Source organism: Paenibacillus sp. EKM10P (assembly GCF_011800655.1).
Classification (GTDB): domain Bacteria; phylum Bacillota; class Bacilli; order Paenibacillales; family Paenibacillaceae; genus Paenibacillus; species Paenibacillus polymyxa.
Genome location: NZ_JAALET010000001.1, coordinates 236,317 through 252,516, shown reverse-complemented (window position 1 = coordinate 252,516; position 16,200 = coordinate 236,317). Strand labels below are relative to the sequence as shown.

The 16,200-nt window shown below is 49.5% G+C and carries 5 protein-coding genes; all 5 read right to left on the bottom strand.

The window, feature by feature from the left end; translation table 11 throughout:
- Window positions 1-27: 27 nt before the first annotated feature.
- The 5 genes from fabD to HFE01_RS00910 are packed head-to-tail and all read right to left on the bottom strand — an operon-like array spanning window position 28 to window position 16,196.
- The gene (gene fabD, locus HFE01_RS00930; RefSeq protein ID WP_107734046.1) at window positions 28-1,275 is read right to left on the bottom strand and encodes an ACP S-malonyltransferase; all 1,248 of its coding nucleotides are present in this window, start codon (window positions 1,273-1,275) and stop codon (window positions 28-30) included.
- 13 nt (window positions 1,276-1,288) lie between these two features.
- Window positions 1,289-8,419 (bottom strand): non-ribosomal peptide synthetase, encoded by a 7,131-nt coding sequence (locus HFE01_RS00925; protein WP_167438293.1) that lies wholly within the window; start codon window positions 8,417-8,419, stop codon window positions 1,289-1,291.
- 37 nt (window positions 8,420-8,456) lie between these two features.
- Window positions 8,457-10,091, bottom strand: coding sequence for a carbamoyltransferase N-terminal domain-containing protein (locus HFE01_RS00920; RefSeq protein ID WP_167438294.1), 1,635 nt, complete (start codon window positions 10,089-10,091; stop codon window positions 8,457-8,459).
- A gap of 42 nt (window positions 10,092-10,133) precedes the next feature.
- A complete protein-coding gene (locus HFE01_RS00915; protein ID WP_167438295.1) occupies window positions 10,134-14,168 on the bottom strand; it encodes a type I polyketide synthase in 4,035 nt (1,344 codons plus the stop codon).
- A gap of 3 nt (window positions 14,169-14,171) precedes the next feature.
- Window positions 14,172-16,196 carry a non-ribosomal peptide synthetase gene (locus HFE01_RS00910; protein WP_025364241.1) on the bottom strand — a complete coding sequence of 675 codons (2,025 nt, stop codon included), beginning with the start codon at window positions 16,194-16,196 and terminating at the stop codon, window positions 14,172-14,174.
- Window positions 16,197-16,200 lie beyond the last annotated feature (4 nt).

Genomic DNA, 16,200 nt, shown 5'->3' with positions numbered 1-16,200 from the left:
CCCTTCCGTTCCTCATGTTCGCTGCAATTAGCTGGCCTGAAACGCGGGAAATAATTCGCGTGTATGCGTATTGCTGAAAATTTGCTCAAACCGCTCAGCCCGTTGTTCCGCAGGCGTTAATTTAGTTTCAAAAATGGACTTTAGCTTGTCCAGAGCTTGCTGCATTTGTTCAATCGTCGGCTCGGTCCCGGTCGCGATCAATTGTTCGCGCATGTTTTGCAATTCTTTATATGGAACAACTACACCCTGCTCATATTCATCATTGTTCCAGTTCCGATTTTGGGTTGAAACAGCAATCGCAATGCAGGAGGTCACAAGCCCCAACCCATCCGGCTTGCACTCCATATCAGCATTCCGTAGCAACTCCAGACCGGAGGGATGCTCAAAGGCAAAGGATTGAGCTGTGGAAGTGATACCTGTCATTAAATTTCTCAGCACAGTTTTGGGACCGATTTCTATAAAATGATTCACGCCCTGATTCAACATGTATTGAACGCTTTTATACCATTGCACAGGCTGGGCCATCTGCGACGTTAGGTTAGATATGATATAACGACGATCCGTATAGGGTGTCGCTGTAACATTAGAGAGCACAGGCCATTGAAAACGGCCATAATCATATCTCTCCAGCTCATCCCGAAACTTGCCCGCAGCGCTCCGCATTAAATTCGTATGGAACGGAAAGCCCACCTTGAGACGAATCGTTTTGATTCCTCTTCGGTTTAATTCCTCTTCGGCCTTTTCCAGCGCCGGAGTATGGCCCGAAATAACAAGCTGCTCGGAGGAATTATAATTTGCAATGCCGACCGACACACCACCTGAAGAGGCTTGTTGGCACACCTCCTCCACCTCACGCTCATGACTCCCGACTACCGCCAGCATCGCTCCTGCACCGGGAGCGACGGCTTCCTGCATCAGAATACCTCGCTGACGTACTATTTTCACCGCATCCGAAAAAGCAAGCGCCCCTGTACTCACCAATGCCGAAAATTCTCCCAGACTGTGACCCGCTACCAGGGATGGCGCAAGCTTCAATTCCTGCATCAGTACACGATAAGCAGCAATGCTCACGGTCAAAATGGCGGGCTGCGCATTAGCGGTCTGAGTCAACTCATCCATGGAACCTGTGAAACATAGGGACTTCAGATCAAAGCCTAATGCATCTTCGGCCTCTTCAAAGGTCTCTCTCGCTACTGAATATTCATCGTATAAGCTTTGACCCATGCCTACATATTGGGAGCCTTGTCCCGGGAATAAAAAACCTAATTTTTTCATCGTTCCATCCTCCTTATAGTAGGTCAGCAATCTTGTGCAGGACGTGGATATAGGCTTTCATCAATTGTTCTGCCCAAGTCTTGTTTAGTTTTCCAGCTTGATATTCGCACAGGAACCGTACCTGCTCTGCACGCACATCCATATAAATCACCCAGTCCAATTGTCGGGTCACTTCATGTCCCGCTGGCGTGTGATTCAAAAACACACAAGTGTGAAAAGCAGATGGATCGGCGTTTCCTCCCCCATTCGGCAACATGACGGGGGTTGGGTAAAGATCTGTCTCTTTCGCTTTTTGGCGATGACTCGCAACCTCTTTGCACAGGACGCTAAAATCATCATTTTCCATCAATCGTACACGCAGTGGATACAAGCTCTCCCCGGTATGCTGTACAGCCGGATAAACAGAAGGTTCACGTTGCATTGATGGTTTATTGGGATATAGGTGTCCTTCCCCGATAAGCACTATAAGCTCAGGCTGACCTGTCATTTGTGACAATACATACGTATAAACGGCCAGTAGCAAGTCTGATAGGGCAAAATCCTGACGCCAAACGGCTTTCTGCAACACGGTCAGCAGGTCAGTAGGTAAGGTAAAAGTGAACGTAGCCTGACCATCTGCTCCTCCATCTGCTCGCATCGCTTCATTCCACGGAATAGAAGGTAACGGTTCGACCAAATAACGACACCAGTAGTACTCCTGACGCTCATAGCGTTCTTGTTCTGCATCTGTCCATGCTTGTTCTTTTTGCTGTTGTTCCAGAAAATCAGAAAGTCTCGCAATCGTCGGATAGGCGAAGCAGTCCGCCACATTGATTTTCCCTGGATAGATTTGCTGGAGACGAACATTCATTTGAATGAGTAACACCGAATTGCCCCCCAGCTCAAAGAAATTATCGTGGATGCCAAGTTCGCTTCTGTGTAATACTTCTTCCCAAATCCGGCTGACCTGCAATTCCACCTCTGTAGCAGGTGACGCATATTCCACTTCGAGAAGAGGGCGGTTATGATCCGGCTTAGGCAGCATTCGACGGTTTATTTTTCCATTCGGCGTTAAAGGCATCTCCGACAACATAATAAAATGCGACGGAATCATATATTCCGGCAGTCGGACAAGTAGATGATTACGCAGCTCACTCACCGATAAAGTCTGTTCGCCTATCCAATAGGCACAAAGAGGGCCGCTCCCCTGTTCATCCGATTTGTCCTGAATGACTGCAGCTTCCCGAACGCTGGGATGAGCCAGCAGCGCTTGTTCAATTTCCCCTAGCTCTACCCGGTAGCCGCGGACTTTGACCTGATCATCCATCCGGCCCAATACTTCAAGCTCGCCCTGATGCAGCCATCGCGCCAGATCTCCAGTCTTAAACATTCGCTCACCGAATCGGAACGGATTAGCTTTGAACTTCTCCGCTGTCAGTTCAGGACGCTTGTCATAACCGGCTGACAGCCCTTTGCCTCCAATCCAGAGATCACCCGCTACAAGATCAGGTACAGGCTGAAGCTGACCATCCAGGATATATACTTGTGTGTTCGTTATCGGCGTACCCACGGTCACTCGCTCCTGCTGGGTAAGCTCCTGCACAGTTGACCAGACTGTAGTTTCAGTTGGGCCGTACATGTTAAATATGCGTGCAGTCGTCATATCCTGTGCCTGACGTAGCAGCGACTGTGGTAAAGCCTCGCCTCCCACCATCATGATCTGCAATGTGTGCAGACCCTCTTGGGCTGCCGGGTGCATAAGCAAAAGCTGGAGCCGCGAAGGTGTCATTTGCAGCAAATGCGGGCCTGTTCGGCGAATAGCTTCCAGGAGCAGTTCAGCATTAGCCTGCTCTTCTCCCGTAGATAACACCACCCGTAGCCCCTTCGCCAAAGGCAGCAACGTTTCCAATACAAAAATATCAAACGCGGCTGTCGTTACCGAAAAGAAGGTCTGTCCTTCAGCAAACGGAATACGCTCGGTAATCCCATAGATCAAGTTAACGATAGCTTCCTGACGGATCATCACGCCTTTCGGGTTTCCAGTCGAGCCTGAGGTGAAAATCATATACGCCAAGTCATTGGGTCCCGGTTGTGTAATCTCCAGCCTTTTTCCATCCTGTCGATATATATTCTCATCATTCAATGAGATGACTTCGCCTCTAAAATCAAGTCCTTTCAGTAACGTGTCCCGACTTATAAGCCATTTCGCTCCGCTCTCTTCCAGCATGTAGGCAATGCGGGCCGCAGGATAATCGGGGTCGATCGGCAAATAGGCGGCTCCTGCCTTTAAGATCCCGAGCATCCCTATCAGCAAATCTACTGATCGTTCTAGCAGCAAGGCAACCACCGTATTCACGCCCGCTCCTTTGCTACGCAAGGTTCTCGCCATCTGATTGGACAGCATATCGAGCTCACCATAGGTTATACGGCGGTCCCCACATTCTACCGCTATGGCATCCGGTATCCGTGCAGCCTGCTCTTCAAACAGATGATGCATCAGCTTGTCAGCCGGAAGCGCAAACTCAGTCGCATTGCGAGCGACAAGAATATGCGATTGCTCCGCAGAAGTCAGCAGGCTGGCAGCATATAGAGGACGGTCTGGCTGTGAAGCCAGTTGAGCCGCCAATTCAATGAAATGCTGCGCCATCTGGCGAACAGTCTGCTCGCTGAACAGTTCCGAGCTGTATTCAAAGGTACAATGCAGACCAGCCTGTCCATCATCGCCTTCATTCTGGGCGATCGGCTCCACGACGGTCAGCATCAAATCAAATGAAGCAAAAGAGCTTTCCAGTGGATAAGGCTTTACTTGTAGCCCTGGTACCTCCCTGCTGACATCCATAAAGTTTTGCAGCCGAAACATGGTGTCAAACAGCGGATTGCGGCTTAAATCCCGTTGAAGATGCAAGCGATTGACAAGCATATCAAAGGGGTAGTCCTGATGTTCAAACGCGTTCAATGCATTGTCTCTAACCTCGTTCAAAAACTGCCGGAAGGTCTTTTCCTGTACGGGAGCATTTCGTAACGCAAGTGTATTCACAAACATACCGAGCATCCGTTCCAGCTGAACATGTGATCTTCCGGCTACTGGCGTACCGACCACGATGTCTTCCTGCCCACTGTAGCGGGACAAAAATACATTGTATGCTGCAAGCAAAACCATAAATAACGTGGCGCCACTCTCCATGGCCAGCTCTCGCAAGCTTGTTGCACTTGCTGAAGGAAGGCTAAATTCTAACGAGCCTCCAGCAAAGCTCCGCTGTTTTGGTCTTGGATAATCTCCTGGCAGATTCAGAAGCGGGACTTCCTGTCCAGTGTGCTGCTCATCGAACAATCCCACCCAGTATGCTTCCTGTTCTTTCAGATGTTCCCCGCTGAGCTGTGTATGCTGCCATGCAGTAAAATCTTTATACTGAATGCACGGTATCTCCAGATGGCTTCCTTCCATTAGGGAGATAAACTCATCAATAAGCACTGTCGCAGATATACCATCAAAAATAATATGATGTACATCCAGCAGCAGCACGTGGCTCTGCCCCGCTAGTCGAACGAGCATTACTCGTAAAAGCGGGGGCTGTTGCAAATCAAACGGACGTAAAAACGATTGCTGAATTCGCGGCATATCAGCCGCCGCCCCTTCGGTATATTCCATTTTCCAAGCCACGTCTGTGTGAATCCGTTGTACTACCTCACCCTCCAGCAAGGTAAACCCCGTCCGAAACACCTCATGGCGGAGTAATAATGTATGAAAAATACGCTCAAGCTGCTCTCGTTGGATCACACCCTCCAATTGCCAGGCAGTGAACACGTGATTACTCAAGCTTTCTCCTTCCAGCTGATGCAGTACATATAATCGTCTTTGAGCGGCAGAAACGGGGTAATATTCCTGCTCAGGCAACGGTTCAATAGAAGCTGCATAAACAGAGGTCTTCTGACGAAGTAAATCCGCCAGCCCACGAATCGTTTGATGGTCAAAAAGTTCTTTGAACGTCACATTCACTTGCAAGCGCTCCTGAATCCGGTAAATCATTTTTGCCATCTTGAGCGAATGTCCACCCAACGCAAAAAAGGGGTCCTGCACACCCACTTGCGCTATATCCAAAATTTCTCCCCAAATAGCGGACAATTCTTGCTCCATATCGTCCCTTGGGGGTACATATTCTGTTCCTGCGAGACTTCTTCCCTCAGGCTCCGGCATATGCTTACGGTCGATTTTACCGTGAGGGGTCAAAGGCATAGCTTCGAGCGGGACCAACAAACCGGGAACCATATAGTCTGGAAGCCGTTCCTTTAGATATTCGCGCACCTCTTCTGCCGTTATTTCAGGCGACTGCAATGTGTAATAGCCGATTAACCCAGTTAATCCCGTTTCCTCGATATGTGCAATTACCGCTGCCTCGCGTATACATGGAAGTCTGACCAGCGCCTGCTCAACCTCTTTCATTTCGACGCGAAAGCCACGTACCTGAACCTGGTCGTCCTTACGCCCAAAATACTGGAATTGCCCGTCCGGCGTCTGACAGCCCAAGTCTCCTGTCCGATAGAGCCGTTCTCCAGTCAACGGATGCGTAGTGAAAGCCCTGGCTGTCAAATCCGGCTTGCCCCAATATCCGCTCGCGAGTCCTGTCCCGCCGATACAAATCTCGCCCTGAACATGGTACCCAGCGAGCTGTCCGTCCTGATCCAGCACATACACACGAGTATTCGCAATCGGGAATCCCAGCGGAATACGTAATGTACCTTCATCTGGCTTGCGCTGAATGATATGCTGGGTCGCATAGATAGCCGATTCCGTCATGCCGTACAGATTGGCGATTTTAGCTGTGCAAAAAAGGGAATACCATTCCTGCACGACGTTCACCGGAAGCGCTTCGCCCCCGTTAAAAATCCACTTTAAATTGGGCAATGGATGAGCTTCTCCCGCACTGCGTACAGCACTTAAGAAAACACTCATAAGCGCAGGAACAAATTGAGTGACTGTTACCTTTTCCCGCTTCATAAATGGATATAGCTGTGCAGGGTCCTTGACGATATCGGTGGGTACAATGGTTAATTTGGCTCCCACCATCAGCGGCCAGAACCATTCCCACACCGAGTCTGTGAAGCTGGTAGACGTCTTCTGCGCAATGACATCGTCTGCCCCCAGAGCAAAGGTATCCTGCAGCCAAAATAATGTATTCAGCACAGCCTTATGGGTCATCCTCACCCCTTTGGGCTGTCCCGTCGAGCCGGATGTGTACATGATATAAGCGAGATCATCCTCGCCTGGAATGTTTTCCAAACCTAGATCATGAACGGGGATGTCTTGCACCTTAACAGGAATAAATGAAGCTTCATGTCCTCGCACCTCACGCAGCCTAACGATCCACTCCGATTCTCCCCATACCGTTTCATCCAGACAAATGACGGTTTCAATGCTGGCAGGCAAATGGTTTAACATCCGCCCGAAATAGCGTGTATCCGTAACAAGCACGCGGCACGAGCTGTCGTTGAGCATATACTCTATTCGTGATTGCGGATAATCGGGATCAATGGGCACATAGGCCCCGCCTGCCTTCATAATCCCCAAAATAGCGGTGAGCAATGGTACATCCCGATCTCCCATTATGGCAACCAGCGAGTTGGGACGAACTCCATAACGGCTAAACAATTGGCCCAATTGGTTGGAACGAAGGTTCACTTCCTCATAGGTCACCACTTTGCTACCGTCCACGACACTAACTGCATAAGGGGTGCGAGCAACCTGCTCCTGGATACAGGATGTAATCGTGACTCCAGCCGGATACGTCTTCTGCGTATCATTAATGCGGTTCATTTCGGTCCGTTCCTCTACCCCGATATAGTCCATTTTCCAAACGGGCTGCTCCGGCTCCTGAATGGCACCTGCAATAATATTACGGAAGTATGCTCCAATCCTGCGCATCGTTGAAGGTGTAAACAGATCCGTTCCATAGCTGAGTGAGATGACCATTTCGTCGTTCACCGACTCCACAATCACAGTCCAGTCAAATTCATTCGCTTCCGCACCATTCCCTAGCTTGATTCGCTCCATCGGGATTCCCCCGAAGTTCTCTTCACTCTTAGATCCAGCTGCAAAATTAATCAGAACGTCAAACAGCGGAGCACGATTCAAGCGACGCGGACGGTTCAATACCTGCAATAGCTGATCAAAAGGATAGTCCTGATGGGCATATGCTCCTGCGCATTCATCTTTGACTTGCTGTAACAATTGGGAAAAAGTAATATCACGTGAAATTCGATTCCGAAGCACAAGCGTGTTTACAAAAAAACCGATCAGATTGCGCACCTGCTTTTGATTACGCCCCGCCACAGGAGTACCGATAATAATGTCCTCCTGCTGAGTTAGTCGAGCCAATAACACATTCAGACTGGCCACGATCGACATAAACATGGTGGTTCCGTACCTGCGGTTCAACTGCTCCAAGCCCGCGCATAATTCCGCATCCAGAGTGATCTTTTCTACTGCTGCCGGAGCATTCCGGACGGTTGGGCGCGGGAAATCCAGTGGTAATTGAAGGCTTGGTAATTCGCCATCCAATCGGGATTTCCAGTATTGCTCCTGTGAGTTTAATTTTCCGGTAAGCACCTGCTGATTTTGCCAGTGTGCATAATCAATATACTGAATTGGCAAATCTGGCAAACGGAGGCTTGTTCCTTGCTCCAACGCCTGATAAATATGGAATAGTTCCTGGAAAAACAGATCCATAGACCAACCGTCTTCAATCATGTGATGCATACAAATATGAAAAATATAGTCATCTTCCGCCAGCTTATAGATCTGTGCCCGCCATAACGGACTTTGCTCCAGATCAAAAGGCTGATCCATTATGGTCTGTATTTCTTTTTGCACCTCTGCCCACGCTGTTTCTTCCCCTCTGTCCGACACATCCGAGACAGGCACGTTTAAGGTCATTTGCTCCAGTACCACTTGCTTCGGCACACCCTCGACCACTGTAATCACTGTACGAAGGATAAAATGCCTTTCAACGATGATATGGAGCGCCTGCTGTAAATACGCGGTATTCACGGCTTGTCTGATCCGAACGGCTACCGATTGGTTAAAGGCGCTGCTCTGAGCGTCCAGTTGGGACTGAACCCAGAACCGTTTCTGCCCATGAGACAGATCATAGGTCTGCTTCTCTCCCATGTCTAAACCTCCATCTTGTACATTATTCGAGGATAGGCTACTGCTTTTCGTATAACGTTTCATTGCACCAGACATATCGGGTTCCGTTCCACTCGGTTGCAGAACGCACATCCGGGAAAAAGCCGCTGCCAAGCAGATTGGCACTGGTATTGCACAGGACTGGAATACCGCTTAATTTCTCGTACGCATGCAGCAAATCATAAATTAGCGGATTGTCCTCCCGACTTACTGTTTGCAAGCGTGCTGTGCCATCCAGATGACGGATTGCCGGAATGCGTTCCACCCATTCGTCACGCAGCATATGGTCAAACAGCATATACGGATCGCGGGTTCCTGGCGAAAAAATAGCAGGCGCATGCTCCTCTATGCAGATCGGTGAGACTGGACGATAGTCCTCCCGTTGCTTAATGGCATTCAGGCGGTCTTTCATATCCGGTCGAACGGCAGCTGCCAGTATACTGCGATTCCCCAGCGCACGTGGTCCCAGTTCCGCCCGATCATTCAGCACGACAACTGGCTCATCTGTCGCATGCAGCAGCTCCGCGAGCTGTGACACCGTACAAGCACGTGATTCCCAGCCTTCCGCTGGATTATTTTGGATGACCATCGGCCCGCTGTATACAGACCAATTCAAATGGGGATGACCTGTCTGATGAATCATCTCACAACAAGCAGCACCAATGGCCGAGCCTGTGTCATTCGTAAATGGAGAAACAAACACATCATCAAATAACCCGCTTTCTCGAATCGCACTGTTCCATTTAATATTCAGAGAACAGCCTCCTATAAAGCAAAAGTTCTTTGTTTTGCGCCCATGCTTGGTCACACTCGCCTCCAGCGAGGTTACAAGAAGCTGCTCCAAATACTGATGGAAAGACGCCAAAGCGTCTGCATGCGGAATATGATGCTCATCTACATATCGCTTGATTTCCTGGGAAAAGGTCCAGTTAAACTCCATGGAGGGTGAAAAATGCCGCGCATACGTCAACTCAAACTGTTCGAGCAGCTCTGAACGTACCCGCCCCTTGGCTATATAGGCCATAACCTTGCCCGCTACCGAAAGATCATCCACACGTGGTCCTTGTCCTCCGCGAAGGAAAGGCTCAAAGTGCAGCGAAAACAGTGAATAAATGTTGCCGATGTACATGAAGAGAGGGCCCAGGTTTTCTAATCTTTCGTTCGCTGGATCAAAGTAATAAAAACGCGGGTACATACCTCCATCGTATACAAGCGCGTAAGACGGCTCCTTGTTCACCGCATAAGGGCTCGCACAATAGGTGCTGGCGATATGTGTGGTTGAATGCATATAGCTGGTATAATCGAAGGATTTCTCTCCAATAACAAGTCCACTGCCCGAATAGGCTTGGAGTGCGTCCGCTGAAAGCGATACTTCGCGGTAAGGCGCAACCGAAAGGGACAACTCCTGCCCATGAGAACGCGTATCCACCCTGCTTTCCTTCAATCCGGCCCAGCCGTCAATAACAAACCGATCCACATCTGCCGAGGTATAGCCATGCAGGTTAAGTGCTTCTTCAACAAAATCTAAATCAGGAATTTCGCTGTAGCGTTTGTTGTTATTGAATTTTTCAACTTCATAGCTGAAAATAAGCTTGTTATCCTCAATCAAGGCTACACTACCATCATGCGTTAATTTCAGTCCGCAGAATAACATGTTCCTTTCACTCCTCACCTGTTAGCCCAACACAAACCCGTTTTATTGTTCAGCCTCAGCAAAATGACGTGGTAATACCGGAATGATATCTTCCTCTTCAGAACTGCTGCGATTGGATTCATCGATCCAAGTTCCCAGCCCGGCCACCGTCGGCTCCTGAAAAAAGACCTGAATCGGCACATCTATGGCCAGCTGGTCTTTGATTTTAGCAATGACACTCATCAGCATCAGGGAATCTCCATTTTCAAAAAAGTCCTGGTGTATGCTAATTTCCTCATGTCCTAGCACCTCGCCCCAAATCTGACCTAGCTTCCGTTCTGTTTCCGAATAGACCTCTCCGTCACGGCCGATCAAGGTCACTTGGATGTGAGGCCGCATATGCACTCCAGTGTTGGCAAGCTTTGAGTTCGGCTGTAGTGTATGAAATAGCTCTTCCTCAAAGGAGACAAATTTAGCACCCAGCTTCACATTTCGCTGAATCATATCGTTCAGAGCCTCATTTGAAGTAATAAACTGCTTCAGCTCCTGATAGGACTCCAGCAGATGGCTGTAGACTTCTGACTCTTGCTCGTTATGTCCCTGTGCTTGCTCTGTAATTTCCTTTGTTAAGTCTGGGGAAAAGTGAATCTTGAGCAGCGTCAGCACTTGAGCCAGCTTCTGGCTGTGAATGTTGGCGATGACCGCTTGGGTCAGCTTATATTGCAAAAGCCGATCAAGCAGCTTTCCATAGTCCTCGGACGAAATCGGCTGAGATAACATCCGTTGATCCATCAGTTCGTTCGGTGTATCCCCCATCTCCAGATCCGACCAGTTGATCGCCATCACTTCCATGCCGCGACGGCTCTGATAGTGGGCATACTGATCCAGAAATGCATTCGCAGCAGCATAGCTGCCCAAACCTGTGCCTCCCAGTTGCGAAGCCACTGACGAGAACAGAATGTAAAAGTCCAGCGTCTGCTCCTTGGTCACCTCGTTCAACACCCATGTTCCGGTCACCTTGGCTTCCATGGTTCGCTGAAATGCGGCGGTATCCATCTGCTCCAGACGAATTTCCTCCAAATGCATCGCGGCATTAATAACCCCATGAATTGGACCGTAACGTGCTTGTATATCCTCAACGACCTTCTTCATGGAAGCCAGGTTCGTGATATCTGCTGCGTAGTAGCTAACTTCGGAGCCAAGGCTTTCAATCTCCAACAGTCGGCGGATTTTCTTCGCAATCGCAGAAGTATCCGGTCCCGTAGCTCGTTCCTGCCAAGTTCCCCGGTCTGGAAGCTCTGTCCGGTTGACCAGCACTAGCTTTACATTGGCCTGGCGGGCAAAATAGCGGCAAGTTTCTAATCCTACCGAGCCGGCTCCCCCGGCTATCAAATAGACACCGCCCTCGCGTAGCGTAATTTTGCGACGTGGAAGGGCTGCAAGCCGCATCCGTTCCAGCTGTTGTGTATACCGCTGACCGCCACGCCATGCTGAACCTTGATCTGCTTCATCCCGATTCAATTCCAACATGATTTCCCGAGCGATGTCGGAATTCTCCCGTCCGATCGTTTCTACATCCATACAGCTACAACGGTGCTGGCTATATTCCTGTGAAACGACCTTCATCAATCCCCACAGAGGCGCTTTTTCCGGGAACACATATGTATCCTCCGCTACGACCAGCTGTGCGTAGTTCGAGACGACTTTGATTTCTAACGAGCGATGAATCGAACTTGCTTGCACTGCCTTCATTAAATAAAAAAGACTTAAAGCTCCTTGCTCCTGACTTTCATTCAAGTCATCGAGTTGTCGCATGCGACTGCGAATTTCGGTACATGTCCACAGATGCACGATTCCGGTAAGCTCTGCTCCTCCTTGCGTTTCGGTCTCTGCCACGGCTGCAAGCAGTTTGGCATAATCCTCCGCAAAGCCGGGACGAATCCGATAATGTCCCGGATCTACGGCCGAAAAAGCAGATGCAGCCTCTACAATGATCGGCGTTTCTCCTTGGGCCTTCATCAACTCACCAAGTGAATCAGCGACCCCTTCTTCATCCGCCAGAATAAGCCAAGATTTCCCGGCAGAAGGCCGCTCTGGGAGGGTAGAATCCGTGAGAGGATTGGCTATCCAATTCAGTTCATAAAACCAATGATCCACCTGTTTCTCCGGTTCAGATTTCATGGCTGGAGAAGTCGCTTCGTGCTCTAGCGCATGCTCGGGAATATACTCCACCCAATGCCGCTTTCCTAAAAATGGATAGACAGGCAAAGGAACACGGCGCCTTTGCTCCAAATCATGCAGGGCAGCCCAATTGATCTCGCTACCTTGCATATATTCATCTACAACCTTCTCCAGACTGGTGTCGGGCTGCACCTTAAAGCTTTTCTCTTCACGGGTTGTCAGACGGGTATAATAAATCCTCTCTCCCGCCAAAGCTGGACGCACAGCTTCATCTGCGTTTGCAAAACGCTCTATCCCTTCCCTAAGCTCATCAAGGCTTGTAGCTACAATTGCAAGCCGATAAGCATAGTGCCCGCGTCCCTGATTGCTTGTGAAACAAATATCTGGCAGTGTATGAGTTGTACGGTCCAAAAATGTACGGTAACGGTCAACCAAAGCATTGAAGGAAGCTTTGCTCTTCGCAGACAACGTAAATACGTACGGCACGTCTTCTACACTGGCGGACCGGCTCCACTCATCCTGCTCATATTCTTCTAATATGACATGGCAGTTGGTCCCTGCCAGACCAAAAGCACTGACCCCCGCCCGCCGTGGTACTCCTGCCTCCGTCTCCCATGGAACCAGCTCTGTATTCACATATACAGGCGATTCGATGAAATTAATGTGCGGATTCGGCTCGTTAAAATGTAGGGTTGCCGGAATCTCCTTCTTTTGCAACAACAGCACCGTTTTGATCAGACCCGCAATACCAGCTGCGGTGTCCAAATGACCGATGTTTGTTTTTACCGCACCCAGAGCACAAAAATGCCGCTTGTCCGTGTAGCTGCGGAAGGCATTGGTAATGCCTTCGATCTCAATCGGATCACCTAGACGAGTTCCTGTACCGTGAGCCTCGATGTAGGTTACTGTTTCAGGGGGTATGCCCGCATTGCGCCAAGCTTCCTTCATCAGCTCCGTCTGAGCCAAGGCACTTGGGGCGGTAATACCGTTGGACTTTCCATCTGAATTCATGGAACTCCCTTTAATAACGGCGTAGATATGATCCCGATCCTTCTTGGCCTTTTCCAGCGTCTTCAGTACAATGACTCCAAATCCCTCGCCCCAGACAGTTCCATTCGCTGCAGCATCGAAGGTACGAGCGACAGAATCAGGAGAAGCAATGCCGATATCCACCAGCCCCTCGTCTACAGGAAACAGGGTTAGGTTTAGTCCTCCAGCTACAGCCATGTCGCAATCTCCAGTAATCAGCCCTTTAACCGCATGATGTACAGCGGCCAAAGATGCCGAGCAAGCAGTATCAATCAAATGACTACCGCTGGCGAGATTCAGCAAGTAGGCCACCCGACTGGCTACGACCGAAATGGTATTGCCGGGTAAAGCATAAGGCTCCATGTTCTGTATCAACTGCAAGTAGTCGGCATCCGTATCCCCTACGTACACCCCGGTCCGTGAGCCATACAATTCCTTTTCGGCGTATCCAGCATCCTCCAGTGCTTCCCAGGTAACTTCGAGGAAAATGCGCTGCAAAGGGTCCATACAACGGGCTTCCGCTGGCGTAATATTAAAATATTCCGCATCAAAACGGTCAATATGGTCCAAATACGCTCCTCTGCGATACTTAATCTCAGGCGCATATCGTTTGCCTTTAAAATAATCTCGAATAGGCCGATCTACATCCGCCCTGCGACTTTCCGGGAATTCTCTTACAGCATCCATGCCGTTTACGAGATTATTCCAAAATTCATCCGTTCCGTTCGCCCCTGGAAAACGGCAAGCCATCCCCACAACAGCAATATCATCGACTTTTACCGTTTTGGATTCATTTTCGAATAGCTCTTTTAGCATCGGCAGAGCTTCTGTTTTGGAGAGATGTTTTGCAGCCACCTGGCCTAGCAAGTAATTCTGAACCCGTTTCATATGTTATCCCTCCTTCAGATGGTCCAGCGCCCGTATAGACTGGCTTACATCCAGTGAGCCATCTTCAATTTGATCCAGCAGGCTCATGAGATCCTGATCCAGTTGTTCGTCATCCTTGGACTGATTTTCAAAATGATTCATATACGCCGCAATCGTAGGATAGGAGAACAGCTCAGCGACCGTCGCCTTGCTGCCCAGCGCGTGTTGCATCTTACGATGCAGTCGAACAATCGAGATGGAGTTGCCGCCGATTTCAAAAAAGCTGTCATGGATGCCGACGTCCTCTGGACTTATATTTAAAATTCCGGCCCAGATTTTGGCCAGCATATGTTCTCTCTCGTTACGGGGCGCCACATATGCGGTTGAACGATGAACTCGCCGCTCCGGCTGTGGCAGATTTTTGCGATCAATCTTTCCGTTAGGAGTAAGCGGCATCTCCAGCAGTTCCATAAAAAATCCTGGAATCATATACTCAGGCAATAATTCACGCAGGTGAGTTGTCAGATCATCCACTTCAAGCCCTTTTTCCAGCGATGTAAAATAACATAAAAGATTGGTTACACCAAACTCATCAGTTTGGGCAACTACAGCCGTTTCCTTAATCCCTGGAAAGACAGATACAGCCCGTTCCACTTCTTTCAGCTCTACGCGATATCCTCGCACCTGAACCTGATCATCCTTACGTCCGCTGTACTCCAGGATGCCATCTGGTCGTAACAAGCCCAGATCTCCCGTACGATATAATCTTTCGCCCGTTTTGGGATGCTGGGTAAAAGCCTTGTCAGTGGCTTCCGGCTTATTCCAGTACCCCGCCGTCAGACCAATGCCGCCGATACAAATTTCGCCTTTGACCTCAAAGGGGCACACCTGCCCCTCCTTATCCAAAATATAGACATGCGTGTTCGCAAGCGGCCTGCCCAATGGAATACTCAACTCACCTTCAGCCGGAGATGCGTCAATCAGGTAACAGGTTGCATAAATAGCTGACTCGGTCATGCCGTAAATGTTGGCAATCTTGGCTTCCTGGAACGTGCTGTACCAGTCTCGCACCCCATTGACGAGCAAGGCTTCGCCTCCATTGAATACCCACTTTAGTTCCGGCAGCGGATGGTCTGTCTCATCGGTCGGAATCGCATCCAAAAAGAGACTCATCTGGGCTGGAACAAACTGGGTAATAGTAACCTTGTCATCTCGCAGCTGTTCATAGAGCCTTTGTGGATCTTTGACCGTATCTGAACTGAAAATGGACAGCTTGGCTCCATAAATCAAGGGCCAGAAGAACTCCCATACCGAGTCGGTGAAGCTGGCGGAAGTCTTCTGCGCAATCACATCTGCTGCGGCCAGACAGAAAGTATCCTGCAACCAAAAAAGCGTGTTCAGCACAGCCTTATGCGTCATCATGACTCCTTTGGGATCTCCCGTGGAGCCTGAGGTGTAAATCAGATATGCCAGATCATTTTCACAGGCAGGACAGTGCCAAGAAGCCTTTCCCTGGTGCTCCCAATCCGATCGTTGATACACAGTCAGCTTATCTGTTTGCACCTTTGTTTCGTCGAGGCAGACAGCGGTCGTCATACTCTCCGGCAAATCTTCCAGCATCGTCTGCAGCTTGGCAGACTCGGTGATCAGCACACTGCAGGCACTGTCGCGCAGCATATATTGAATCCGTTTTTTCGGATAATCCGGATCAATAGGTACATAGGCCGCCCCTGCTTTTAATACACCGAAAACAGCCACCAAAAGCTCAATTCCCCGTTCCGCTACCACCGCTACCCGCTGGTTAGGCCGCACACCTACTGCGTACAGTAGGCGGGCCATTCGGTTCGCTTGTTCCTCCAGTTCGGCATATGTGATGGAAGAACCATATTCTTCGATAGCAGTATGCTGAGGGGTTTTCGCGACCTGACGGACAAACAAATCAGGAATCGTCAGCTGTTCCTCATAAGCCTTGCTGGTCTGATTCATCTCCGCAATGACGCGTTCCTCATCTGCCGATAGAATTTCAAATGCATCAAAATCTAGATCCATAGGA

Bases quoted from the DNA above. Each gene is read 5' to 3' on its own strand.
- fabD (WP_107734046.1), bottom strand. From the start codon at position 1,275: ATGAAAAAATTAGGTTTTTTATTCCCGGGACAAGGCTCCCAATATGTA.
- HFE01_RS00910 (WP_025364241.1), bottom strand. From the start codon at position 16,196: ATGGATCTAGATTTTGATGCATTTGAAATTCTATCGGCAGATGAGGAA.
- HFE01_RS00920 (WP_167438294.1), bottom strand. From the start codon at position 10,091: ATGTTATTCTGCGGACTGAAATTAACGCATGATGGTAGTGTAGCCTTG.
- HFE01_RS00915 (WP_167438295.1), bottom strand. From the start codon at position 14,168: ATGAAACGGGTTCAGAATTACTTGCTAGGCCAGGTGGCTGCAAAACAT.
- HFE01_RS00925 (WP_167438293.1), bottom strand. From the start codon at position 8,419: ATGGGAGAGAAGCAGACCTATGATCTGTCTCATGGGCAGAAACGGTTC.